This is a genomic window from Ralstonia sp. 1138, assembly GCF_040544795.1.
Taxonomy (GTDB): Bacteria; Pseudomonadota; Gammaproteobacteria; order Burkholderiales; family Burkholderiaceae; genus Ralstonia; species Ralstonia flatus.
This window is the reverse complement of sequence record NZ_JBEPKQ010000003.1, coordinates 821,375-844,821: the sequence shown is the minus strand read 5'-3', so window position 1 is coordinate 844,821 and position 23,447 is coordinate 821,375. Positions and strand designations below refer to the sequence as shown.

The window sequence follows — 23,447 nt, the reverse complement described above, 5'->3', positions numbered from 1 at the left end:
GTCAGCGAATCGGGCCGCGCAAAAACAAGAAGCGCGGACTCTCGCCCGCGCTTCGGTTCAACAGATGTGCGGCATCAGGCCAGTGCGTCGGCCGGTTGCTTCTGCAGGAGCGCCAGAAGCTCGGCGATCTCACGGCGCATGTTGCGGCGATCGACGATCATGTCGATGGCACCCTTCTGCAGCAGGAATTCAGCGCGCTGGAAGCCTTCCGGCAGCTTCTCGCGAACGGTCTGTTCGATCACGCGCGGGCCGGCAAAGCCGATCAGCGCCTTCGGTTCGGCGATCACCACGTCGCCCATGAAGGCGAAGCTGGCGGACACGCCGCCCATGGTCGGATCGGTCAGCACGCTGATGAACGGCAGCTTCGCTTCAGCCAGCTTCTGGATCATCGACGTCGTCTTCGCCATCTGCATGAGCGACAGCAGGCTTTCCTGCATGCGCGCGCCACCGGTGGCCGACACGCAGATGAACGGCACCTTTTGCTCCAGCGCCGTCTGTGCGCCGCGCGTGAAACGCTCGCCCACCACGGAGCCCATCGAGCCGCCCATGAATTCGAACTCGAAGCACGCCACCACGACCGGCAGCGCGTGAATGGCGCCGCCCATCACGACCATGGCGTCGGTTTCACCCGTGTCGTCCATCGCCGCCTTGATGCGGTCGGGGTACTTCTTCGTGTCCTTGAACTTGAGCGCGTCGACCGGGAGGATCTCCTGGCCCAGCTCATAGCGGCCTTCGGCGTCCAGCAGTGCGTCCAGGCGGGCGCGGGCGCCGATGCGCATATGGTGATCGCACTTCGGGCAAACGTGCAGGTTGGCCTCGACGTCGGTCCGGTACAGCACGGACTCGCAAGCCGGGCATTTGACCCACAGGCCTTCGGGAATGCCCTTGCGCTGTGACGGGTCGGTCTGTTGGATCTTGGGCGGAAGCAGTTTGTCCAGCCAGCTCATGCGTGCTCCTTGAATGCAGTGTCGCGCAGATCAGGCGTCCAGCGCCTGGCGGATCTCCGCGATGAAATCAGTCAAGTATTGTACCGCTTGTTCGCGAGGAGCTTCCTCCAACAATTGCACAATGCGGGATCCGATGACCACCGCATCCGCAACACCGCCGATCGCACGTGCAGTTGCCGCATCACGGATGCCGAAACCGACGCCCACCGGCAGCCGCGCGTGCCGGCGGATCTGCGGGATGCGCTCAGCCACCGCGTCCAGGTCGATGGTGGCCGCGCCCGTCACGCCTTTGAGCGAGACGTAATAGATGTAGCCGCTTGCGACACGGGCGATCTGCGCAATGCGTGCTTCGGTGGAGGTGGGCGCCAGCAGGAAGATCGGATCGATGCCGGCGGCGCGCATGGTCTTGGCAAAGGCCTCGCATTCTTCGGGCGGGTAGTCGACCACGAGCACACCGTCCACGCCCGCTTCGGATGCCGCCTTGGCAAAGGCTTCGACGCCCATCCGCTCAATCGGGTTGGCGTAACCCATGAGCACCACGGGTGTCGTCGAGTCAGTGGCGCGGAAAGCACGCACATACTCCAGCACCGTGCGCAGGCCCACCTTCTTGGCCAATGCGCGCTCGGACGCACGTTGGATCACCGGACCGTCGGCCATTGGGTCGGAAAACGGCACGCCCAGTTCGATGACGTTGGAGCCGCCCTTGACCAGTGCGTGCATCAGGTCGACGGTCATCTCGGGGTACGGATCGCCCGCCGTGATGAACGGAATCAGGCCCTTGCGGCCCTGCGCAGACAGTTGTGAGAAGGTTTGAGCGATGCGGGACATAGGGGGATCAGGTTTCAGGCGACCTTGATGGTCTCAGGCGCCTGCGATTCAGTCGGTTGCGCGTTGGCGTCGGCGGCGGCATGCACAGCAGCCACCCGTTCGCGCGCCACGCGGCAATAGTCGGCGTTGATCTCGAAGCCGGCGAAGCGGCGGCCAAGCCTTGCACAGGCGGCCGCCGTGGTGCCGCTGCCCAGGAACGGGTCCAGCACCAGGCCGCCCGGCGGGCAGCTTGCCAGGATCATGCGTTCCACCAGTTCCAGCGGCTTCTGCGTCGGGTGCTCGGCGCGCTCCGGGTCTTGCCGGTGCAGGCGGGACACGCTCCACACGTCCTTCGGGTTGTAGCCGACTTCCAGCCACTTCTTGCCCTCGAAACGCTTGCGGCTACGCGCCTTCTTCGTTTCGGCGTCGTACGGAATGCGCACGGCGTCGACATCGAAGTAGTAATCGCGTGAAGCGGCAAAAAAGCCGATGTTGTCGTGCACCGACGAGAACTTGCGCGTGCTGCCACCCATGCTCGGCACGCGGCGGTCCCAGATGATCTCGTTGACCATGGTCAGGCGTCGCTTGAGCATCACGAACAGTTCCGGCGCATATTGCCACGTGCAGAACAGGTAGAGCGATCCGTTGCGCGCCAGCTTCGGCCGCACCGCATCGATCCAGCGTTCGGACCAGGCGAGGTAGGCATCGCCCGACAGCTTGTCGGAATCGTTGCCGTAGTCCTTGCCCAGGCCGTACGGCGGATCGGCGATGACGAGGTCCACACTGCCGTCGGCCAGATGCCCGACCCCGGTAATGCAGTCCTCGTTGAAGATGCCGTCGATGGCGCGCTCGGTCATGCGGCGTCCGTCAGAGCTTGATGCCGGAGAATTCGGCGACGGTATGCATATCCTTGTCGCCGCGGCCCGACAGGTTCACCAGCAGGACCTTGTCCTTCGGGAGCGTCGGCGCCAACTTGCACGCATACGCCAGCGCGTGGCTCGATTCCAGCGCGGGGATGATGCCCTCCATGCGGCACAGATCATGGAAAGCCTGCAGCGCTTCCTTGTCGGTAATCCCGACGTATTCGGCGCGCTGCACGTCCTTCAACCAGGCATGCTCCGGACCGACGCCCGGATAGTCCAGCCCCGCCGAAATCGAATGCGTCTCGATGATCTGGCCGTCTTCATCCTGCAGGAGATAGGTGCGGTTGCCGTGCAGCACGCCCGGCGAGCCGCCCGTGAGCGATGCGGCGTGGCGGCCGGTCTCGATGCCCTCGCCCGCCGCCTCCACGCCGATCAGCTTGACGTCGGCATGGTCGATGTACGGATAGAAGACGCCCATGGCGTTGGAGCCGCCACCCACGCAGGCGATCACGGCGTCGGGCTGGCGCCCGGTCATCTCCGGCATCTGCACCTTGCATTCCTCGCCGATCACGGCCTGGAAGTCGCGCACCATCATTGGATACGGGTGCGGGCCTGCCACCGTGCCGATGATGTAGAAGGTGTCGGCCACGTTGGTGACCCAGTCGCGCATGGCTTCGTTCAGCGCATCCTTGAGCGTGCGCGAGCCCGATTCCACTGGCACCACGGTCGCGCCCAGCAGCTTCATGCGGTAGACGTTGGCCGCCTGGCGGCGCACGTCTTCGCTGCCCATGTAGACGACGCATTCCATGCCGTAGCGCGCGGCAATCGTGGCGGTGGCAACACCGTGCTGGCCCGCGCCCGTTTCGGCAATCACGCGCGGCTTGCCCATGCGGCGCGCCAGCAGCGCCTGGCCGATCACGTTGTTCACCTTGTGTGCGCCGGTGTGGTTCAGGTCTTCGCGCTTGAGGTAGATCTGCGCGCCGCCGCAGTGTTCGGTCAGGCGGCGTGCGTGATAGATCGGCGACGGCCGGCCAACGAAGTGCTTCAGCTCGTATTCGTATTCCTTGATGAACTCGGGATCGTGCTGGTAACGCGCATAGGCGTCGCGCAGTTCATCGAGCGCGTGGGACAGCGTTTCCGCAACGAAGGTGCCGCCGTAGGGGCCGAAATGGCCGTGGGCGTCGGGCAGGTTGTACATGGCAATCTCTCGAGGCGTCCGCCGAGGTCAGGGTGAAGCCCCGTCGGCGGAGATATTCAGGAAGGCGTGCGTCGCGAAAGACCTGCCGGATCGGCTCAGGCCTGCACCGATGCGCCCAGGGCTGCATCGGCCTCGCGGACCGCACGCACAAATGCGGTCATCCGGGCGTGATCTTTCACGCCCCGTGCGGCTTCGATTCCGCTGCTGACGTCAACAGCGTACGGCCGCACGCGTTCAATCGCGCCAGCGACGTTTTGCGCGCTCAACCCACCACTCAAAACGAGCCGAGGAGCGGCGCTTGTGGTTGGCAAGGATGGCGATTGCGGGAGCCATTGCGGAGGAATGAGGGTCCAGTCGAAGACGTGGCCGCCACCGCCATACCCCTCGACAAACGCGTCGAGCAGCAGGCCTTGAGCAGCGGCATACCGATCCGCGAATTCTACCAAATCGGCCCCAGGCTGAACACGCAGGGCGCGCAGCCACGGCAGCCCCACCTGCCCGGCAATCTCGGCGCACAGCTCTGCTGGCTCATCACCGTGGAACTGAAGCAACGTCAGCGGCACTTGGTCGAGCACGCGCGCCACGTCATCCGCGCTGGCGTTGACGAACAGGCCCGTCACGGTGACGAACGGACCCGCGCGGCGCGCCAACTCAGCCGCGCGCTCGATGGCGACGTAACGCGGGCTGGGCGGATAGAACACCAACCCGATCGCGTCGGCACCGAGCGCCACTGCGTGATCGACGTCGGCCGGCTGGGTCAGGCCGCACAGCTTGATACGGGTACGGTGCAACGGCATGGCGGAAGCGGGATTCACAGGCCGGCGTGCTCGTCGAACACGCCGCGAAACAGGCTGGACGATGTCGGAGACGTCGGCAACGAGAAAGCATCAGGATAGCCGACCTCGGCCAGATACAGGCCGTCGGGCATGAAAGTTGGCGCGGCGGCCACGCGGCTGCGGGCGGCCAGCACATCGCCCATCCAGGACACCGGCTGCCGACCGCGCCCGATCGCCACGAGGCAGCCCATGATGTTGCGCACCATGTGGTGCAGGAACGCGCTGCCGCGAATGCGCACGAACACCCATTCGCCCTCGCCTCGCACCTCGATGGAGTACATCGTTTTGACGGGCGACTTGGCCTGGCATTCGGCCGCGCGGAACGACGAGAAATCGTGCTCGCCAACCAGCACCTGGGCCGCCTCGTTCATGGCTGCCACGTCAAGGGAGTGGCCGGGCGGCAGCATCACGTAGCCGGCCTTGTCTTCGAGCAGCGGAGCCCGCGTCGGACCAAAGGTCAGCGCGTAGTAATACGTGCGGCGATGCGCGGAGAAGCGTGCGTGGAAATCTTCCGGCATCTCCTGCGCCCATCGCACGGCCACCGTCGGCGGCAGAAAGGCGTTGGTTCCGCGCACCCAGGAGAACGGTTCGCGCACGAGGTCAGTGTCCAGATGGACCACTTGGCCCAGCGCATGCACACCGGCATCGGTGCGGCCGGCCACCGTGGTCGGCAACGCCACGCCGGCAAACTGCCGCAGCGCCGCCTCCAGCGCGTCCTGCACGGTGTTGCCGTGCGGTTGCGATTGCCAACCCGAAAACGCGGCACCGTCGTACTGGATGCCAAGCGCGATGCGCGTCATGCCGTGTGAATCCTCATGCGGAAAGAAAAACGCCGGCAGGATACCACCCTGCCGGCGCTGTCGATGGCGTAGAACGCGGTGCGTCAGCCGATCTGGCGCATCAAGGCTTGCGCCTCGGCGTGGAACGACGGATCGCCCAGGTCCAGCACTTCCTGCAGCAGTTCGCGAGCGCCTTCCTTATCGCCAATCTCGATGTAGGCCTTGGCCAGATCGAACTTGATCTGCAGATCGCGCACACCATCGGCACCGTGCTCGCCCGACAGCGTGTGCGGCAAGTTGGTGTCCAGACGGATCGCCGATTGCGGCTCGTCGTTGGCAACCTCGGCGTGCTCTGCATGATGCGGCTCCGATTCGAAGTGCATCGGGGCCTGCGACAGGTCCGCCGGCTGCGCCCAGCTCGGCAGGCTTTCCTCGGCAGCGACCGATGCTGCCGGAGCCGCTGTTTCCGCCGCGGGCGGCGTCGGGTTCAAGTCCAGCGACAAGTCCGACAGATCCATGTGCAGCGGCGGCGCAGCGACGGGCTGATAAGCCTCGCCAGCGTGCGCGTTGAACTGCGGCAGATCGGCCTGGGGTTCGGCATGCACCTTGAAGATATCCGAGGCCTCTTCCGGCGCAGTGATCGGCTCGCCCGCTGCGGGCGCAGGGAACGACTCCAGCGGCAGATCGAAATCGGCCAGTTGCGGTGCCTTGGTCGACGGCGCAGACGGATCCAGATCCGGAGACAGCGTCGTCCAGTCATCACCGCGGCGGGTGGTCTGCCCCGTCACCGTCGGGCTGAAGGCTTCGGCGGCCACTGCGGCGCCCACACCTGCCAGCGCAGCGGCGCCTGCAACCGCGGCACCTGCGTGGCTGGGCTCTGCGTGCGCTTCGGCACCCGGATGGCTTCCGTCGCCCTGCACCGTCAGATACAGCGGGTTGGCCGGATCGAACTTGCGGCCCATTGCGGCAGCCTCCGCCCATTCCGGCGAGGACGCGCCAACTTGCGCCAGCATCTCTTCAGCAATGGTCTGGAAGCCGTGGGCATCCTGACGATTGGCGTAAATTTCCATCAACTTCAGGCGAATGGCTTGGCGCTCCGGATGCTGCTCCAGTGCCTCGCGCAGGATTTCTTCGGCTTGCACGTCGCGGCCGTAGGCGATGTAGACATCGGCTTCGGCGATGGGGTCGACCTCGTTGCTCTCGTTGCCGCCGCCAATGCGGAAATCCGCACCGAACACGCTGTGCTGCGAGGTGTCGACGCTTTGACCGCCGGCGGCGCCGAACAGCGAGTTGGCACCCGCCATCACGGTGCTTTCCTGTGACAGCAAGCTGTCCTGGAAGCCATGTGCCTGCTCAGGCTTCTGCTGGCGACGGCGATACACCACCAGACCGCCCAGCAGCGCGACGACCAAGCCACCCAGGCCCAGGGCCATCGGGTTGCCCAGCAACGACGAGAGGAACGATTCCTCTTGAATCGGGGGCGGCGGGGCCACAACCACCGGGGCCTTCTTCGGCGCGGCGGCGGGCGCGGAGGCAGCCGCCACCGGGGCGCTGGCCGCCTGCGGTGCCGACGCTGCCGCTACCGGCGCCGAGGCCGCTTCCGGCGCGGAAGCTGCCGTCGCAGCCGTCGCGGAGGAAGCCGGTGCAGCAGCGGCCGTTTCTGCAGGTGCAGCGGCAGCAGGAGCCGGCGCTGACGAAGCAGCAGCGGCCGGTGCGGGTGCCGGGGCATTGGCCGCGGCCACTGCAGGCGCGGCCGTCGACGGGGCAGCACCAGCGGCAGGCTTGGCGGCGCTGGCCGCCTTGGCCAGCTCGGCGTTCTTCAATTCGACCAGGCGCTGCATGTCGGAGAGATTCTTCTCCAACTGCGCAACGCGCGATTCCATTTCCTTGAGCGCACGCTCCTTGGCGACGAGTTCCTCATCGCGGGCGGCTGCCGCACCCGCCTTGCCGGTACGGTCTGCCTTGGAGAGACGCAGTTCGTCGCGGCCGCTGGCAGCCGGCGTCGCTTGATCCTGCACGCGGGCCGACACGCTGCCGCTCTGCTGGCGGGCGGAGTCGGTATCCGTGGCGGCGTTGGCTTCTGCCGCCGTGGCGAGGCGATTGCGATACCCGCCAAAGCCGGACGTCTGCGCAATGACTTCGCGGCGCGCTTCACGCGCTGGCGTTTTCTGCGCTTCGGCCTGCGACGGCACCTTGAGTACCGAGCCGGTACGCAGACGGTTGATGTTGCCGCCAATGAAAGCGTTGGGATTGTTGCGATACAGCGCCAACAGCATCTGGTCGAGCGAAACGGCGTCCTGGCCTTGCGCGGCCGTCGAAGCCACGTCGTACAGGCTATCGCCGCGCTGCACCGTATACGAACCACCCGGCGTAGCATCCGGCGCGGCGGCAGCAGGTGCCGCTTGCTGCGGACGTGCCGCCTGACGAGCAGCACGGGGCTGCCGGGTCGGTGCCGGGGAGGCGGCAGCCGGGGCCGCCGCTTGCGGTTGAGCAGTCGAAGCAGACGGTGCCGGTTCAGCCGCGCCAGGCGTCGTGGCCTGCACAACCGGCGTCGGCGCGAAATTCTGTGCGGTATTGCTGGAGCCGACCGGGTCCAGCAGGAACGTATAGGCGCGCGAAACGTGGCCGCTCGCCCAGTTCAGGTCAACCAGAACATCGACGAACGGCTCTGCGACGGGCTGCGTCGAGCGCAGGCGCACCACGTAATTGCCGTTCGACTGGCGTTCCAACGAGGCACGCAGCGAGGAGACGATCGGGTTGTAGGTCAGGCCGGCACGCGAATAGGCATCCGGTGCAGCCAGCTTGGCGACCAGGTTTTGCGCCTCTTCGGGCGTCACGCCGGTCAGATCGATTTCGGCCTGCAGCGGCTGGCCGAGGCTGGAACGCACATGCAGCGCGCCGAAACCCGCCGCTTGCGCAGCAGGCTGGATCAGCAGCAGGCTCGCCGCAGCAAACGCGACGGCCGACCAGCGAGGACTGCGATGGGACGATTCTCTCCGGCGGTATTGGCTCACCCTCACCTTCGACTCCGTTATCTTTTAATGTGCAAACGAACTTAACATCAACGAGTTAGCGCAGCAAGTTCACCCAAAACGTGAAATGCTGGATAAGAACCGCCGTCAATTTTTTATGAAAACGACACAATTGGCGAGATTCTGAAGCACCCGACGTACCCCCCGGAATGCGCGTGCTTCATGTGGCGCTAACCCTTCCCCGTGCTGCGTCCACCCCACGAATGGGCGGACGGCGTTCCGGCCGCTATTGTGTACCAACGTTACAAGCCGTGGGCATCCAGATGGCACAACGCCGCGCAGGCCGCGCGGCGTTGGTTGAAAAAGCACACTTTCTGTTGTCAGGCCGCAACGACCGTCTCCGATGCAGGCCCCGACAACGAAAGCAAAGCCTGAATCACTTGCCCAGCAGGATACGGAGCGTACGGCGCAGCGGCTCGGCGGCGCCCCACAGAAGCTGGTCACCGATCACGAAGGCGCTCACATATTCCGGCCCCATGTTGAGCTTGCGCACGCGACCCACGCCGATTTCCAGGCCACCGGTGATGGAGGCCGGCGTCAGTTCCTTCTCCGTGATGCTGCGATCGTTCGGGACCCACTTCACCCACGGGTTGCCCGAGCGGATGATCTGCTCGATTTCGTCGAGCGGCAGGTCGCGCTTGAGCTTGAGCGTCAGGCCCAGGCTGTGGCAGCGCATTGCGCCGATCCGCACACACAGGCCATCGACCGGAATCGTCTGCGCCGTGCCCAGGATCTTGTTGACCTCGGCCTGCCCCTTCCACTCTTCCTTCGACTGACCGTTGTCGAGCTGCTTGTCGATCCACGGAATCAGGCCACCAGCCAGCGGCGCCGGGAAGAATTCGGTCGGCACATCTTCGCGGATGGTCTTGGCAACCTTGCGGTCGATGTCCAGGATGGCGGAAGCCGGATTGGCCAGCTCATCGGCCACGGCACCGTGAATTACGCCCATGCCCTTGAGCAGTTCGCGCATGTGGTTCGCACCACCGCCCGAAGCCGCCTGGTAGGTCATCGAGCTGACCCATTCGACCAGGCCTTCGCGGAACAGGCCGCCCACGCCCATCAGCAGGATGGAGTTGGTGCAGTTGCCGCCGATGAAGTTCTTGGTGCCAGCCGCCACAGCGTTCTTAATGAGCGACAGGTTGACCGGGTCCAGCACGATCACGGCGTCGTCTTCCATGCGCAGCGTCGAGGCGGCGTCGATCCAGTAGCCGTTCCAGCCGGCAGCGCGCAGCTTCGGGAAGACTTCGGTCGTGTAGTCACCGCCCTGGCACGTGATGATCGTGTCGCAGGCCTTCAGTGCTTCGATGTCGTTGGCGTCGGCCAGGGGTGCATCCGTCTTGGCGAATGCAGGCGCCTTGCCGCCGGCGTTGCTGGTGCTGAAAAACACGGTGTCGATCAGGTCGAAATCCTTTTCTTCCTGCATGCGCTGCATCAGCACGCTGCCGACCATGCCGCGCCAACCGACGAGACCTACCTTCATGATTGTGAACCTCTAGTGATTTTCCCCGCCTCGGTCGCCCGGCGTGACCGCGCGGGGAAGGCGAACGGGCACGACGGACGATCTACGAGATCGTTTTTTTGGTAATGATTTTCGTGGTCGTGCGAATCTCGACAGGCGTCATGCGAGCGCGCGCGGCGGTGCCCTTGGCGGCGATAGCCAGGGTGCCCAGAATGCCCAGTACGAGGACGGGGAGCGCGATCGAGATCATCTGCAAAAATATACACGATTTGGCGGCCACACAATGCACTGCAACATGTGTCCACCGAAAAAACGACGATTGCGGCGCCAGATGTGACGGCACCGCAACGCGCGTTTGGTTTACAGGGCAGCGACCACCGCGTCGCCCATCTCGACCGTACCGACCTGCTTGCAGCCCGGCGTCAGGATGTCACCCGTGCGATAGCCCTGGGCGAGCACCTTCTTGACGGCGTTTTCGATGCGATCGGCCTGCTCGGCCTTGTTCAGCGAGTAGCGCAGCATCATCGCGGCGGACAGGATCGTCGCCAGCGGGTTGGCAACGCCCTTGCCCGCGATGTCCGGCGCAGAACCGTGCGACGGCTCATACAAGCCCTTGTTGTTCGCGTCGAGCGACGCCGACGGCAGCATGCCGATCGAGCCCGTCAGCATGGCCGCCTCATCCGAGAGGATGTCGCCGAACATGTTGCCGGTGACGATCACGTCGAAGTTCTTCGGCGCCTTGACGAGCTGCATGGCCGCGTTGTCGACGTACATGTGCGACAGCTCGACTTCCGGATACTCCTTGTGCACGTCGGTGACGATGTCCTTCCAGAACTGGAACGTCTCGAGCACGTTGGCCTTGTCGACGCTGCACAGCTTCTTGCCGCGCTTGGCGGCAGCCTGGAAGGCGACGTGCGCGATGCGGCGGATTTCCGGCTCGGCGTAGCGCATGGTGTCGAAGCCTTCGCGCGCGCCGGCGAACACACCGTCCGGTGCGGCACGCACGCCCCGCGGCTGACCGAAGTAGATGTCGCCGGTCAGTTCGCGCACGATCAGGATATCGAGACCGGACACAATCTCGGGCTTCAGGCTCGATGCGCCGGCCAGTTCGGGATAGCAGATCGCCGGACGGAAATTGGCGAACAGCTGCAGGTGCTTGCGCAGGCCCAGAATGGCCTGCTCCGGGCGCAGTTCGCGCGCCAGCGTGTCGTACTTCCAGTCGCCCACGGCGCCGAACAGGATCGCGTCGGCTTCCTTGGCGAGCTTGAGCGTGTCTTCCGGCAGCGGATGACCCTTGGCCTCGTAGCCCGCGCCGCCCACCGGGGCGAATTCCATCTCGAACGGCTCGCCCAGCACCTTGAGCACCTTCACGGCCTCGGCGACGATTTCCTTGCCAATGCCGTCACCCGGCAACACTGCAATCTTGGTCATGTGGTTGTCCTTGTTGTTCTGTATCCGCTCAGCCGACGAGCTTGTGGGCGAGCCACGGCATCTTGGCCAGACGCTGCGCTTCGTAAGCCTTGATCTGGTCGGCGTAGCGCAAGGTCAGGCCGATGTCGTCGAAGCCGTTGAGCAGGCAGTATTTGCGGAACGCCGTGATGTCGAACGGATAGGCCGTACCGCCCGGCGTGACGACGACCTGCTTGTCCAGGTCGACGGTCAGCTGGTAGCCCGTAAAGGCTTGCGTCTCGTTGAACAGATGGTCGACTTGCGATTCCGTCAGCACGATCGGCAGCAGGCCGTTCTTGAAGCAGTTGTTGAAGAAGATGTCGGCAAAGCTCGGCGCGATGATGGCGCGGAAGCCGTACTGCTGCAGCGCCCACGGTGCGTGCTCACGCGAGCTGCCGCAGCCGAAGTTCTTGCGCGCCAGCAACACCGAGGCGCCCTTGTAACGCGGCTGGTTCAGCACGAAGTCCGGATTCAGCGGTCGCTTGCTGTTGTCCTGGCCAGGCTCGCCCACGTCTTTGTAGCGCCACTCGTCAAACAGGTTCGGGCCGAAGCCGGTGCGCTTGATCGACTTGAGGAACTGCTTCGGAATGATCGCGTCGGTGTCGACGTTCTCGCGGTCGAGCGGGGCCACGAGGCCGGTGTGGATGGTGAATTGTTCCATGATTGCTCTCTCTATCCTGCCGCTCAAGCGAGCTTGCGCACGTCGACGAAGTGGCCTTCCAGCGCGGCTGCGGCAGCCATCGCCGGGCTGACCAGATGGGTGCGACCACCCGCGCCCTGACGGCCTTCGAAGTTGCGGTTGGACGTGGACGCGCAGCGCTCGCCCGGCTCGAGGCGGTCCGCGTTCATGGCGAGACACATCGAGCAGCCCGGCTCGCGCCACTCGAAACCTGCCGCCTTGAAAATCTTGTCGAGCCCTTCGCGCTCGGCCTGCTCCTTCACGAGGCCCGAGCCCGGCACCACCATCGCCAGCTTCACGTTCGACGCAATGCGTTTGCCCAGCTTCTGCACGACCCACGCTGCGGCGCGCATGTCTTCGATCCGGCTGTTGGTGCACGAGCCGATGAAGACCTTGTCGATGTTGATGTCGCTGATGGCAACGTTCGGCTGCAGGCCCATGTATTCGAGCGCGCGCTCCATGGCATTGCGCTTGTTCGGGTCTTTCTCTTTGTCGGGATCCGGCACGCGGTCTTCAATGCTGACCACCATTTCCGGCGACGTGCCCCAGCTCACCTGCGGGCGAATCTCTTCCGCACGCAGCTCGACCACCTGATCGAAATGCGCACCCTCGTCGGAATGCAGCGTGCGCCAGTAGGCGACGGCCTGCTCCCATTCCACGCCTTGCGGCGCGAACGGGCGGCCCTTGACGTACTCCAGCGTGACATCGTCCACGGCGACCATGCCGGCGCGGGCGCCCGCCTCGATCGCCATGTTGCACACCGTCATGCGGCCTTCCATGGACAGCGCGCGAATGGCCGAGCCGCCGAACTCCATGGCGTAGCCCGTGCCGCCGGCCGTACCGATCTTGCCGATGATGGCGAGCACGATGTCCTTGGCCGTGCAGCCACGCGGCAGCGTGCCTTCCACCTTCACGAGCATGTTCTTGCTCTTCTTGGCGAGCAGCGTTTGCGTGGCCAACACATGCTCCACTTCCGACGTACCGATGCCGTGCGCGAGCGCGCCAAATGCGCCGTGCGTGCTGGTGTGCGAATCGCCGCAGACCACCGTCATGCCCGGCAGCGTCGCGCCCTGCTCCGGCCCGATCACGTGCACGATGCCCTGACGCTTGTCGTTCATCTTGAATTGCGTGATGCCGTAGCTGTCGCAGTTGGCATCGAGCGTGTCGACCTGCAGCTTGGAAACCGGGTCGGCAATGCCGTGCGAGCGGTCGGTGGTCGGAACGTTGTGATCCGACACGGCCAGGTTTGCGCTGATGCGCCACACAGGACGCTCGGCCATCTTCAGGCCCTCGAACGCCTGCGGGCTCGTCACTTCGTGCAGCAGTTGACGATCAATGTAGAGGACGGTCGTGCCGTCTTCTTCGGTATGAACGACGTGATCGTCCCAAAGTTTGTCGTAGAGCGTCTTGGCCATGATGCGATCCGTACACAACGTGCCCATCTTGGAAATTCAGGGCCGCTGCGCGAGCTGTTTCGTGGGGAGTGATCGATTATGCCACCCGGTGCATTGGGCACCGGACGTGACTGGCGAAAGGGGGTTTCGCCATTTCGCGAAGGCCCTTTCCGGGCTCTCAAGCGGCGCCCAACAAAAAAACCCCGCCGGTTTCCCGGACGGGGTTTCTGCAAGGCGAACAGCCTTGGCTTAGCGCTTGTCGATCGACGGCACTTCGCGGGTAGCGGCGCCGTTGAACAGCTGGCGCGGACGGCCGATCTTGTATTCCGGATCGGTGATCATCTCTTCCCATTGCGAAATCCAGCCAACCGAGCGGGCCAGCGCGAAGATACAGGTGAACATCGAGGTCGGGATGCCCAGCGCGCGTTGCACGATGCCCGAGTAGAAGTCGACGTTCGGGTACAGCTTGCGGCTGACGAAGTATTCGTCTTCCAGGGCGATCTTTTCCAGCTCCATCGCCAGCTTAAACAGCGGGTCGTTATGCAGGCCCAGCTCGTTCAGCACTTCGTGGCAGGTTTCGCGCATCAGCTTGGCGCGCGGGTCATAGTTCTTGTACACGCGGTGGCCGAAGCCCATCAGGCGCACGCCGCTGTTCTTGTCCTTCACCTGCTTGATGAACTCGGGCACCTTGTCCACGGTACCGATTTCTTCCAGCATGTTCAGCGCAGCTTCGTTCGCGCCGCCGTGCGCCGGGCCCCAGAGGCAGGCGATACCGGCAGCGATGGCAGCGATCGGGTTGGTGCCCGACGAGCCCGCCAGACGCACCGTCGACGTGGAGGCGTTCTGCTCGTGGTCTGCGTGCAGGATGAAGATGCGGTCCAGTGCCTTCTCCAGCACCGGGTTCACCTTGTAGTCTTCACACGGCGTGGCAAACATCATGCGCATGAAGTTACCCGTGTACGACAGGTTGTTCTGCGGATAGATGAGCGGCTGGCCGATGTTGTACTTGTACGCCATGGCCACCAGCGTCGGCAGCTTGGCGATCAGGCGAATCTGCGAAATCTCACGCTCGCGCGGGTCATTGATGTTGGCAGCGTCCGGATAGAACGCGCTCATGGCGCCGACCAAGCCCGTCAGCACGGCCATCGGGTGGGCGTCACGGCGGAACCCGCGCAGGAAGAACTGCATCTGCTCGTGGACCATGGTGTGATTCGTCACCACATGGTTGAACTCTTCCTTCTGCTTGGCGTTGGGCAACTCGCCCTTCAGCAGCAGATAGCAGATTTCCATGAAATCGCACTTGCTGGCCAGATCGTCGATGGCGTAGCCGCGGTACAGCAGCTCACCTTTGTCACCATCGATGTAGGTGATCTTGGAATTGCACGACGCAGTCGACATGAAGCCGGGGTCGTACGTGAACTTGCCCGTCTGACCGTACAGCTTGCGGATGTCGATCACGTCCGGGCCAACCGTGCCCTTATAGATCGGCAGCTCGACGCTGGGCGAGCCATCGGAAAACGATAGGGTGGCTTTCACTTCGGACGGCGTCATGTCGGTTTCCTTCTCTGCTGTTTATAAAAATGAAGTCGGGAGACTCCCGCCAGACGGATCAAGGGGCGCCGGCCGGGGGCGGCTGGACCGATTCGTCTTGCGGCAACCTCTCGCGCGCCAGTTCAGACCGAGCGCAGCAAGGTCAGGACGTGCTGAATGTGGGGCACGTCGAGTTCGCCCTCCGGCTCCTTGCGTGCAAGCAGGAGATCCATCAGGTCGTTGTCGGGTAGCTCGAACAACTGCGAGAGCGCGGCAACGTCGTCATCCGACAGTTCCGTCTCATAGCGGTTGAAGAAGCGCTCGACGATGATGTCGTTCTCAAGCAGGCCGCGTCGGGCACGCCAGCGCAAACGGGCACGCTTGTGCGGATCGGACTGATGGGAGAACGTCGGAGTGTTCACAGCAACCATACTTTCCAGAAATGTGTCGCCGGAGAAACCGCTCCGGCGACACACAATGCCAAAGTGCCCTGACTCGCGCCTTACACAGCGCGACGCACCATCAATTCCTTGATCTTGCCGATGGCTTTCGTCGGGTTCAGACCCTTCGGGCACACATCGACGCAGTTCATGATGGTGTGGCAGCGGAACAGGCGGTACGGATCTTCCAGGTTGTCCAGGCGCTCGCTGGTGGCCTGATCACGGCTGTCAGCGATGAAACGATACGCCTGCAGCAGACCGGCCGGGCCGACGAACTTGTCCGGGTTCCACCAGAACGACGGGCACGACGTCGAGCAGCTCGCGCACAGAATGCACTCATACAGGCCGTCAAGCTCTTCACGCTCTTCCGGCGACTGCAGACGCTCCTTCTCGGGCGGCGGCTCGTCGTTGATCAGGTACGGCTTGATCGAGTGGTACTGGTTGAAGAACTGCGTCATGTCGACGATCAGGTCGCGCACCACGGGCAGCCCCGGCAGCGGACGCAGCACGATCTTCTCGGGCAGTTCACGCATGTTGGTCAGGCAGGCCAGACCATTCTTGCCGTTGATGTTCATGGCGTCGGAGCCGCACACGCCTTCGCGGCACGAACGACGGAACGCGATCGACTCGTCCAGTTTCTTCAGCTTGACCAGCGCGTCGAGCAGCATGCGCTCGTGACCGTCGAGTTCAACCTCGTAGGTCTGCATGCGGGGCGCTGCGTCCTTGTCCGGATCGTAGCGATAGACTTCAAAAATACGCTTCATTTTTGTGGGTCCTTCTTATCCGTTAGAACGTACGCGCCTTGGGCGGCACGGTTTCCACCGACAGCGGTTTCAACTGCACCGGCTTGTAGTCCAGGCGGTTGCCTTCGGAATACCACAGCGAGTGCTTCATCCAGTTTTCGTCATCGCGGTTCGGGAAGTCGCTGTGGGCGTGTGCACCGCGCGATTCCTTGCGAGCGGCAGCCGACACCATCGTTGCCTTCGCCACTTCCACCAGGTTGGCCACTTCCAGCGCTTCGACGCGCGCGGTGTTGAACACCTTGGACTTGTCCTTCAGGTGGATGTTGCCAGCGCGTTCGGCCACTTCCAGGATGCGCTCGACGCCTTCATCCATGAGCTTCTGCGTACGGAACACGCCAGCGTGCGACTGCATGTTGCGGCGGATGTCGTTGGCGACGTCCTGCGCGTACTCGCCCGAGCTGGACGAATCGAGCTTGGCCAGGCGCGACAGCGCACGGTCGGCAGCGTCGGCCGGCAACGGCTTGTGCTCGCGATTCTTCAGGTTCTGCGCAATGATGTGGTTGCCCGCCGAACGGCCGAACACCACCAGGTCGAGCAGCGAGTTCGTGCCCAGGCGGTTCGCGCCGTGCACGGACACGCACGAGCATTCGCCGATCGCGTAGAAGCCGTTGATGACCTCGTTCGGGTTGCCGTTCTTCGGCACCACGACCTGACCGTGATAGTTCGTCGGAATGCCACCCATCTGGTAGTGGATGGTCGGCACCACGGGAATCGGTTCCTTGATGGCGTCGACGTTGGCGAACTTCAGGCCGATCTCGCGGATCGACGGCAGGCGCTTCATGATGGTCTCGGCACCGACGTGCGTCAGGTCGAGCAGCACGTAGTCGCCGTTCGGGCCGCAGCCGCGGCCTTCCTTGATTTCCTGGTCCATCGAGCGCGACACGAAGTCACGCGGCGCCAGATCCTTCAGCGTCGGGGCATAGCGCTCCATGAAGCGCTCGCCATCCTTGTTACGCAGGATGCCGCCTTCTCCGCGCACGCCTTCCGTGATCAGCACGCCCGCGCCGGCCACGCCGGTCGGGTGGAACTGCCAGAATTCCATGTCTTCCAGCGGAACGCCTGCGCGCGCTGCCATGCCCAGGCCGTCACCGGTGTTGATGAAGGCGTTGGTGGAAGCTGCGTAGATCCGACCTGCACCGCCCGTTGCGAACAGCGTCGTCTTGGCTTCGAGGATGTAGACCTCGCCGGTTTCCATTTCCAGCGCCGTCACGCCCAGCACGTCGCCGTCCTGATCGCGGATCAGATCCAGCGCCATCCATTCGACGAAGAAGTGGGTCTTGGCCCGCACGTTACGCTGATACAGCGTGTGCAGCAGCGCGTGGCCGGTACGGTCGGCCGCGGCGCAGGCCCGCTGCACGGGCTTCTCGCCGTAGTTCGACGTGTGACCGCCAAACGGACGCTGGTAGATGGTGCCGTCGGCGTTGCGGTCGAACGGCATACCGAAGTGTTCCAGTTCATAGACCACGTTCGGCGCCTGGCGGCACATGAATTCGATCGCGTCCTGGTCGCCGAGCCAGTCGGAACCCTTGACGGTGTCGTAGAAGTGATAGTGCCAATTGTCTTCGCTCATGTTGCCCAGCGAAGCACCGATACCACCCTGCGCCGCAACGGTGTGCGAGCGGGTGGGGAACACCTTGGACAGCACGGCCACGGAGAGGCCGGCTTCTGCCAGCTGCAGCGATGCGCGCATGCCCGAACCGCCCGCACCGACGATCACGACGTCGAATTTGCGGCGCGGCAGCCCAGTCTTGACTGCGACCATGTCTTAAACCCTCCAGAGAATCTGAGCTGCGTAGCCCGCACAACCGACGAGCCACAGAATCGTCAACACTTGCAGCGTCAAACGCACTGCCACGGGCTTCACGTAGTCCATCCAGATATCGCGGACACCGATCCAGGCGTGATACGTGAGCGACACAAACGCCAGGAACGTCAGCATCTTCATCCACTGGTTCGAGAACAGGCCGGCCCAGCTTTGGTACGACGTGTCTTTCGAGAGCAGGAATGCAGCCAGCAACACGATCGTGTAGACCGCCATGATCACGGCGGTGACGCGCTGCGCGAGGAAGTCCTTCAGGCCGTAGTGCGCGCCGACAACGAGGCGCTTGGGACCAATATTGTTATTTGCCATCAGGGACTCCTCAGAACAGGCCGAACAGCTTGGCGCCGAACACGACCGTCAGCAGCAGGCTGACGATGAGGACGCTCACAGCCGACTTGGAGGCCGAGGTCTTGTCGATGCCGATATGCAGATCGAGGATCAGGTAACGGATGCCTGCGCAGAAATGGTGCAGATAAGCCCAGATGAGCGCGAGGACGACAACCTTGGCGAAGCCGTTGGACAGAAGCGCCGAGAACTTGGCGAAACTGATTTCCGACGTGAGACTTTGCTCAAACAAGTACAGCACGAACGGAAGAAGAAGGAACATCAGCGCACCGCTGGCACGGTGCAGGATGGACACCTTACCGGCCCAGGGCAAGCGGTAGCGGGCGATATCGCCCAAACCGATGTTCCTGTAGACCGGCCTGGCTTTCTTGATGGCTTCTGCCATGGTCAGACCCCAATTGGCTAATCAACAAACAAAACAGCTTTGCACAAATCCGCGAGATTCTAGCGCGCTTTTGTTGCGCAGCGCACCAATAATTCCATGCGACGCGCTCCACTTTTGTGCTTCGTGCCCTCGCCTGCCAGCGGCGTGATACGGGGGCAGATTGTCCTCTTTACCTTGCCCTCATGACGCGCAATGCGCTGTTGCGCGACGCACAAGGTGAAACGCCATTGAGTTGGCTCAACCGCACGAATCGCGCCTGAGGAAGCACCGTCAACTCAGCTCGTTCTGGTAGTAATGCCGCGTCGTGACGTACAGGCCACGGCGTATTTCCACGGGCTTGTCGCCGAACGTGTGCGAGACGCGCTCCACCGACAGCAGCGGCGAGGCAACCGCCACCGACAGCAACTCGGCCGTAGCGGCGTCCGCTGCCACAGCGCGGATGCGCTCCGTGGCACGCAACATGCGCACGCCGAACTCCGCCTCGAAGAACGCGTACATCGGCCCCTTCCACTCCGTCAGCTTTTCGGCTGTGAGGCCCTTGAAGCTCGCCCCCGGCAGCCAGATCTCCTCCAGCACCGTCGGCTCGCCCGAAAAGAACAGGATGCGGCGGATCTGCACGACGCTGTCGCCGGCCTTCAGTTCGAGCAGCCTGGCGATCTCGGCCGGCGCCCGCATGCGCTTGCACTCGAGTACGCGGCTGCTCGGGTAATGCTGCTCGCCCTGCTCCGGCATCAGACGCAAGAAGCGGAACTGCACGCCTTCTTCGTAATGCGTGGTCACGAAGGTGCCCTTGCCCTGGCGCCGCGCGACCAGGTTTTCGGCAGCCAATTCGTCGATCGCCTTGCGCACGGTCCCCTGGCTGACCTTGTAGCGGGCCGCCAATTCCATCTCGCTGGGGATCATCTCGCCGGGCTTCCATTCGCCGGCTTGCAAGCTTTGCAGGATCAGCGTCTTGATCTGCTGATACAGCGGGCTGAAGGTGGGAGAGCCGCCCGCGCCGCCAGCAGACGCAGGCGACGCGCCGCCTTCGCCGCCCGAGGGCGGCATCGCAGCAGATAGAGGGCTGGGTGTGCTCGACATAACTGCCGATTTCACCACAAAAGCGACAAAGGCGTCCAGCCCGTTTATAGAATGTCTTATGTCTTATATAAGACAGAAGATTAATTGACTTTCGAGCAAGGCCGGACCTACACTCGCGCCTGTTCCGGGCGACGGCCCACACACACGCCACGACGGCCTCAAGGTCAATCGCAAGTGTGTTTCCACATCGTCATGCGGACGCAGTAAACTGCGAGGCTCTTGCCGATTCTGAGCCGACCGCCCACGAGGCGCCGACCGTTGCCGGCAATGCCTGCGAGGCTGCACCGACATCCTGCCGGGATGCCCGCCGCGCGCAGTGCGATCCGCTTTCACTACCGTTTGGAGAGTTCTCATGGCAAAAGCACCCATGCGCGTCGCAGTGACCGGCGCTGCTGGACAGATCGGTTACGCCCTGCTGTTCCGCATCGCCGCCGGCGAAATGCTGGGCAAGGATCAGCCCGTCATCCTGCAACTGCTGGAAATCCCCGATGAGAAGGCCCAGAAGGCGCTCAAGGGCGTGATGATGGAGATCGAAGACTGCGCATTCCCGCTGCTGGCTGGCATGGAAGCGCATTCCGACCCGATGACCGCGTTCAAGGACGTCGACGTGGCCCTGCTGGTGGGCGCCCGCCCCCGCGGCCCGGGTATGGAGCGTGCTGACCTGCTGTCGGCCAACGCCCAGATCTTCACGGCACAAGGCAAGGCCCTGAACGCCGTTGCCTCGCGCAACGTGAAGGTGCTGGTGGTAGGCAACCCGGCCAACACCAACGCCTACATCGCCATGAAGTCGGCGCCGGACCTGCCGCGCGAGAACTTCACCGCCATGCTGCGCCTGGACCACAACCGTGCCCTGTCGCAGATCGCCGCCAAGACCGGCAAGCCGGTGTCGAGCATCGAAAAGCTGTTCGTGTGGGGCAACCACAGCCCGACGATGTACGCCGACTACCGCTACGCCACGATCGACGGCAAGAGCGTCAAGGACATGATCAACGACCCTGTGTGGAACAACGACGTGTTCTTGCCGACCGTTGGCAAGCGCGGCGCCGCCATCATCGAAGCGCGCGGCCTGTCGTCGGCTGCTTCGGCTGCCAACGCAGCCATCGACCACGTGCGTGACTGGGTGCTCGGCAGCAACGGCAAGATCGTCACGATGGGCATCCCGTCGAACGGCGAATACGGCATTCCGAAGGACGTGATGTTCGGCTTCCCGGTCACCACGGAAAACGGCAAGTACAAGATCGTCGAAGGCCTGGAAATCGACGAGTACAGCCAAGGCAAGATCAAGATCACGCTCGACGAGCTGGAAGGCGAGCGTGCAGGCGTGCAGCATCTGCTGTGATCCGCATGATCTAAAAGAAAAAACCGGAGCGGATCGGCAGCGACCCCTCCGGTTTTTTTACACCTGCATTTCGAACAAAACGCAGGCGCCACAAGCGCCGCCCAACCGATACCACCCCGTGCACCCCACCGAGGTTTTGTTCCAGGACGATGCCCTGCCGGCCCAGTTGCCGGTCTGCGACCACTACGCGGGCGCAGAAAAGCTGATGCGCAAGTCGCTCGCCCTGCAACAAGCCCTTGGCCCCGTTTTCGATATCACGTTTGACTGCGAAGACGGCGCCGCCGTCGGCCAGGAACGCGCGCATGCCGAACTGGCCGCCGCGCTCATCAACAGTGACGACAACCGCTTCAACCGCGTCGGCGTACGCATCCACGATCCGAACCACGACGCGTGGACGCAAGACGTCGACATCCTCGTCGGCCTTGCCGGCAGCCGACTCGCCTACGTGACCGTGCCGAAAGTGCGTGACGTGGTGGAAGTGGCACGCGTGACCGATCGCGTCAACCAAGCCGCCAAGGCGGCGGGCATTGCACGGCACCTGCCGATCCACGTCTTGATCGAAACGCATGGCGCGCTGGCGCAGGTGTTCGATATTGCGTCGCTGGTACAGGTCGAATGCCTGAGTTTCGGCCTGATGGATTTCGTTTCCGCGCACAACGGTGCGATTCCCGGCGCGGCGATGGGCTCGCCCGAGCAGTTCGAGCATCCGCTGATCCGCCGCGCGCTTACCGAGATTTCGGCCGCGTGCCACGCGCACGGCAAGGTACCGTCGCACAACGTCAGCACCGATATCAAGCACCCGGACCGCGCCGGCGCCGATGCCGCCCGTGCCCGCAACGAGTTTGGCTATCTGCGCAAGTGGAGCATCCACCCGGACCAGATCGCGCCGATCGTTTCGGCGTTCCGCCCGTCGCACGAAGAAGTGACACACGCGAGCGCCATTCTTGCGGCTGCGCAGGAGGCCGCGTGGGGCCCGATCCAGCATGAAGGCCGGCTGCACGACCGCGCGAGCTATCGCTATTGGTGGGCCGTGCTGCAACGCGCGCATACCACCGGCGTGGAAATGCCGGCCGACGCCGTTGCGCGCTTCTTCGCGTGACGAGCATAGAGAGGAGATTCGCCATGACGGCAAACACCCAAACCAGCGCAGGCGCCCGCTTCCGCCAGGCGCTGGTCGAAGAATCGCCGCTGCAGATTGTCGGCACCATCAACGCCAACCATGCGCTGCTGGCCAAGCGCGCCGGCTATCGCGCGATTTATCTGTCGGGCGGCGGTGTGGCGGCAGGCTCGCTGGGCTTGCCTGACCTCGGCATATCTGGCCTGGACGACGTTTTGACCGACGTCCGCCGCATCACCGATGTGTGTGACGTCCCACTGCTGGTGGACGTCGACACGGGCTTTGGCGCTTCCGCGTTCAACGTGGCGCGCACGACCAAGTCGCTCATCAAGTTTGGCGCCGCGGCCATGCATATCGAAGATCAGGTCGGCGCCAAGCGGTGCGGCCATCGGCCCAACAAAGAGATCGTCTCGAAGGACGAGATGGTCGATCGCATCAAGGCAGCCGTCGATGCCCGCACCGACGCCAACTTTGTCGTCATGGCCCGCACCGATGCGCTGGCCGTCGAAGGGTTCGACCGCGCCCTGGAACGCGCCGTGGCCTGTGTGGAAGCCGGCGCGGATGCGATCTTTCCCGAGGCGATGACGGAACTGTCGATGTACCGCAAGTTTGTCGACGCGGTGAAGGTGCCGGTGCTGGCCAACATCACTGAATTCGGACAGACGCCGCTGTTCACGCGCGACGAGCTGGCCTCCACCGGCGTGTCGATGATCCTGTATCCGCTGTCGGCATTCCGCGCGATGAACAAGGCTGCGGAGAACGTGTACGCAGCCATTCGCCGCGATGGCACGCAACAGAACGTCGTCGACACCATGCAGACGCGCATGGAACTCTACGACAGCATCGGTTACCACGATTACGAAGCCAAGCTGGACGCGCTCTTCGCACAGAACCGCGGCTGAGCCGGCCAGCATCCATCCCAACGCAAGCAAGGAGAACGGAAGGCAAAAGTGGCGGGGTAAATTGCCCGGGAACGCCCCAAAAACGATGCTGATGCCGGCACGACACCCCCGTTTGGCGGAGATGTCGGACCCGCATGTAACAGAACGTTGGGCACGGCGTGCAAATCGGTCAAAATACCGGCCGGTGTGCGAAATGCCGTGGCATCCGTGACCTGGCTGCCGCCTCCCTACTCTGTCTTAC

General features: G+C 63.7%; 22 protein-coding genes. 3 read left to right on the top strand and 19 right to left on the bottom strand.

Annotated features, from left to right (window positions below; genetic code table 11):
• Nucleotides 1-74 precede the first annotated feature (74 nt).
• From accD to ABIC76_RS16735, 19 genes are all read right to left on the bottom strand, one after another.
• Nucleotides 75-947 carry an acetyl-CoA carboxylase, carboxyltransferase subunit beta gene (gene accD / locus ABIC76_RS16825; protein WP_027681093.1) on the bottom strand — a complete coding sequence of 291 codons (873 nt, stop codon included), beginning with the start codon at nucleotides 945-947 and terminating at the stop codon, nucleotides 75-77.
• A gap of 30 nt (nucleotides 948-977) precedes the next feature.
• Nucleotides 978-1,775, bottom strand: coding sequence for a tryptophan synthase subunit alpha (gene trpA / locus ABIC76_RS16820; RefSeq protein WP_354534630.1), 798 nt, complete (start codon nucleotides 1,773-1,775; stop codon nucleotides 978-980).
• A gap of 14 nt (nucleotides 1,776-1,789) precedes the next feature.
• Nucleotides 1,790-2,611, bottom strand: coding sequence for a DNA-methyltransferase (locus ABIC76_RS16815; protein ID WP_102067529.1), 822 nt, complete (start codon nucleotides 2,609-2,611; stop codon nucleotides 1,790-1,792).
• A gap of 10 nt (nucleotides 2,612-2,621) precedes the next feature.
• Entirely contained in the window at nucleotides 2,622-3,815 is a 1,194-nt protein-coding gene (gene trpB, locus ABIC76_RS16810) for a tryptophan synthase subunit beta (RefSeq protein ID WP_354534629.1), read from the bottom strand.
• Nucleotides 3,816-3,910: 95 nt separating this feature from the next.
• Nucleotides 3,911-4,612 (bottom strand): phosphoribosylanthranilate isomerase, encoded by a 702-nt coding sequence (locus tag ABIC76_RS16805; RefSeq protein WP_354534628.1) that lies wholly within the window; start codon nucleotides 4,610-4,612, stop codon nucleotides 3,911-3,913.
• 14 nt (nucleotides 4,613-4,626) lie between these two features.
• The gene (gene truA / locus ABIC76_RS16800; protein ID WP_354534627.1) at nucleotides 4,627-5,451 is read right to left on the bottom strand and encodes a tRNA pseudouridine(38-40) synthase TruA; all 825 of its coding nucleotides are present in this window, start codon (nucleotides 5,449-5,451) and stop codon (nucleotides 4,627-4,629) included.
• A gap of 83 nt (nucleotides 5,452-5,534) precedes the next feature.
• Entirely contained in the window at nucleotides 5,535-8,450 is a 2,916-nt protein-coding gene (gene tapV, locus ABIC76_RS16795) for a FimV/HubP family polar landmark-like protein TapV (protein WP_354534626.1), read from the bottom strand.
• Nucleotides 8,451-8,838: 388 nt separating this feature from the next.
• Nucleotides 8,839-9,942 (bottom strand): aspartate-semialdehyde dehydrogenase, encoded by a 1,104-nt coding sequence (gene asd / locus ABIC76_RS16790; protein WP_004634424.1) that lies wholly within the window; start codon nucleotides 9,940-9,942, stop codon nucleotides 8,839-8,841.
• Nucleotides 9,943-10,024: 82 nt separating this feature from the next.
• Nucleotides 10,025-10,201, bottom strand: coding sequence for a hypothetical protein (locus ABIC76_RS16785; protein WP_155954077.1), 177 nt, complete (start codon nucleotides 10,199-10,201; stop codon nucleotides 10,025-10,027).
• A gap of 80 nt (nucleotides 10,202-10,281) precedes the next feature.
• Complete coding sequence (leuB, locus tag ABIC76_RS16780; RefSeq protein ID WP_354534625.1) at nucleotides 10,282-11,352, bottom strand: 3-isopropylmalate dehydrogenase; 1,071 nt, start codon at nucleotides 11,350-11,352, stop codon at nucleotides 10,282-10,284.
• A 28-nt stretch (nucleotides 11,353-11,380) separates the two neighbouring features.
• Nucleotides 11,381-12,031 (bottom strand): 3-isopropylmalate dehydratase small subunit, encoded by a 651-nt coding sequence (leuD, locus tag ABIC76_RS16775; protein ID WP_027681084.1) that lies wholly within the window; start codon nucleotides 12,029-12,031, stop codon nucleotides 11,381-11,383.
• Nucleotides 12,032-12,054: 23 nt separating this feature from the next.
• Nucleotides 12,055-13,464, bottom strand: a complete 1,410-nt coding sequence (leuC, locus tag ABIC76_RS16770; protein WP_027681083.1) for a 3-isopropylmalate dehydratase large subunit — start codon at nucleotides 13,462-13,464, stop codon at nucleotides 12,055-12,057.
• Nucleotides 13,465-13,692: 228 nt separating this feature from the next.
• Complete coding sequence (gltA, locus tag ABIC76_RS16765) at nucleotides 13,693-14,994, bottom strand: citrate synthase (RefSeq protein ID WP_004634431.1); 1,302 nt, start codon at nucleotides 14,992-14,994, stop codon at nucleotides 13,693-13,695.
• Between the two features lie 122 nt (nucleotides 14,995-15,116).
• Nucleotides 15,117-15,404, bottom strand: a complete 288-nt coding sequence (locus ABIC76_RS16760) for an FAD assembly factor SdhE (RefSeq protein ID WP_009241006.1) — start codon at nucleotides 15,402-15,404, stop codon at nucleotides 15,117-15,119.
• 71 nt (nucleotides 15,405-15,475) lie between these two features.
• Complete coding sequence (locus ABIC76_RS16755) at nucleotides 15,476-16,177, bottom strand: succinate dehydrogenase iron-sulfur subunit (protein ID WP_009241007.1); 702 nt, start codon at nucleotides 16,175-16,177, stop codon at nucleotides 15,476-15,478.
• Nucleotides 16,178-16,199: 22 nt separating this feature from the next.
• A complete protein-coding gene (gene sdhA / locus ABIC76_RS16750) occupies nucleotides 16,200-17,978 on the bottom strand; it encodes a succinate dehydrogenase flavoprotein subunit (RefSeq protein WP_027681082.1) in 1,779 nt (592 codons plus the stop codon).
• 3 nt (nucleotides 17,979-17,981) lie between these two features.
• Nucleotides 17,982-18,347 (bottom strand): succinate dehydrogenase, hydrophobic membrane anchor protein, encoded by a 366-nt coding sequence (gene sdhD / locus ABIC76_RS16745; protein WP_012762259.1) that lies wholly within the window; start codon nucleotides 18,345-18,347, stop codon nucleotides 17,982-17,984.
• A gap of 10 nt (nucleotides 18,348-18,357) precedes the next feature.
• Nucleotides 18,358-18,768: a succinate dehydrogenase, cytochrome b556 subunit gene (sdhC, locus tag ABIC76_RS16740; RefSeq protein ID WP_027681081.1), complete on the bottom strand. Its 411-nt coding sequence runs from the start codon at nucleotides 18,766-18,768 to the stop codon at nucleotides 18,358-18,360.
• A 270-nt stretch (nucleotides 18,769-19,038) separates the two neighbouring features.
• Nucleotides 19,039-19,848, bottom strand: coding sequence for a GntR family transcriptional regulator (locus ABIC76_RS16735; RefSeq protein WP_027681080.1), 810 nt, complete (start codon nucleotides 19,846-19,848; stop codon nucleotides 19,039-19,041).
• Between the two features lie 352 nt (nucleotides 19,849-20,200).
• Here ABIC76_RS16735 and ABIC76_RS16730 point away from each other — a divergent pair, with 352 nt between their 5' ends.
• From ABIC76_RS16730 to prpB, 3 genes are all read left to right on the top strand, one after another.
• A complete protein-coding gene (locus ABIC76_RS16730) occupies nucleotides 20,201-21,187 on the top strand; it encodes a malate dehydrogenase (RefSeq protein ID WP_027681079.1) in 987 nt (328 codons plus the stop codon).
• Nucleotides 21,188-21,305: 118 nt separating this feature from the next.
• A complete protein-coding gene (locus ABIC76_RS16725; RefSeq protein ID WP_354534624.1) occupies nucleotides 21,306-22,286 on the top strand; it encodes an HpcH/HpaI aldolase/citrate lyase family protein in 981 nt (326 codons plus the stop codon).
• A 23-nt stretch (nucleotides 22,287-22,309) separates the two neighbouring features.
• Nucleotides 22,310-23,206, top strand: a complete 897-nt coding sequence (gene prpB / locus ABIC76_RS16720; protein ID WP_354534623.1) for a methylisocitrate lyase — start codon at nucleotides 22,310-22,312, stop codon at nucleotides 23,204-23,206.
• Nucleotides 23,207-23,447 lie beyond the last annotated feature (241 nt).

Excerpts from the sequence above, each read along its gene's own strand:
- ABIC76_RS16755 (WP_009241007.1), bottom strand. The coding sequence starts at position 16,177 with ATGAAGCGTATTTTTGAAGTCTATCGCTACGATCCGGACAAGGACGCA.
- ABIC76_RS16815 (WP_102067529.1), bottom strand. The coding sequence starts at position 2,611 with ATGACCGAGCGCGCCATCGACGGCATCTTCAACGAGGACTGCATTACC.
- ABIC76_RS16735 (WP_027681080.1), bottom strand. The coding sequence starts at position 19,848 with ATGTCGAGCACACCCAGCCCTCTATCTGCTGCGATGCCGCCCTCGGGC.
- trpB (WP_354534629.1), bottom strand. The coding sequence starts at position 3,815 with ATGTACAACCTGCCCGACGCCCACGGCCATTTCGGCCCCTACGGCGGC.
- trpA (WP_354534630.1), bottom strand. The coding sequence starts at position 1,775 with ATGTCCCGCATCGCTCAAACCTTCTCACAACTGTCTGCGCAGGGCCGC.
- ABIC76_RS16730 (WP_027681079.1), top strand. The coding sequence starts at position 20,201 with ATGGCAAAAGCACCCATGCGCGTCGCAGTGACCGGCGCTGCTGGACAG.
- gltA (WP_004634431.1), bottom strand. The coding sequence starts at position 14,994 with ATGACGCCGTCCGAAGTGAAAGCCACCCTATCGTTTTCCGATGGCTCG.
- leuB (WP_354534625.1), bottom strand. The coding sequence starts at position 11,352 with ATGACCAAGATTGCAGTGTTGCCGGGTGACGGCATTGGCAAGGAAATC.
- sdhA (WP_027681082.1), bottom strand. The coding sequence starts at position 17,978 with ATGGTCGCAGTCAAGACTGGGCTGCCGCGCCGCAAATTCGACGTCGTG.
- truA (WP_354534627.1), bottom strand. The coding sequence starts at position 5,451 with ATGACGCGCATCGCGCTTGGCATCCAGTACGACGGTGCCGCGTTTTCG.
- leuD (WP_027681084.1), bottom strand. The coding sequence starts at position 12,031 with ATGGAACAATTCACCATCCACACCGGCCTCGTGGCCCCGCTCGACCGC.
- prpB (WP_354534623.1), top strand. The coding sequence starts at position 22,310 with ATGACGGCAAACACCCAAACCAGCGCAGGCGCCCGCTTCCGCCAGGCG.
- ABIC76_RS16805 (WP_354534628.1), bottom strand. The coding sequence starts at position 4,612 with ATGCCGTTGCACCGTACCCGTATCAAGCTGTGCGGCCTGACCCAGCCG.
- accD (WP_027681093.1), bottom strand. The coding sequence starts at position 947 with ATGAGCTGGCTGGACAAACTGCTTCCGCCCAAGATCCAACAGACCGAC.
- asd (WP_004634424.1), bottom strand. The coding sequence starts at position 9,942 with ATGAAGGTAGGTCTCGTCGGTTGGCGCGGCATGGTCGGCAGCGTGCTG.
- sdhC (WP_027681081.1), bottom strand. The coding sequence starts at position 18,768 with ATGGCAGAAGCCATCAAGAAAGCCAGGCCGGTCTACAGGAACATCGGT.
- sdhD (WP_012762259.1), bottom strand. The coding sequence starts at position 18,347 with ATGGCAAATAACAATATTGGTCCCAAGCGCCTCGTTGTCGGCGCGCAC.
- leuC (WP_027681083.1), bottom strand. The coding sequence starts at position 13,464 with ATGGCCAAGACGCTCTACGACAAACTTTGGGACGATCACGTCGTTCAT.
- ABIC76_RS16760 (WP_009241006.1), bottom strand. The coding sequence starts at position 15,404 with ATGGTTGCTGTGAACACTCCGACGTTCTCCCATCAGTCCGATCCGCAC.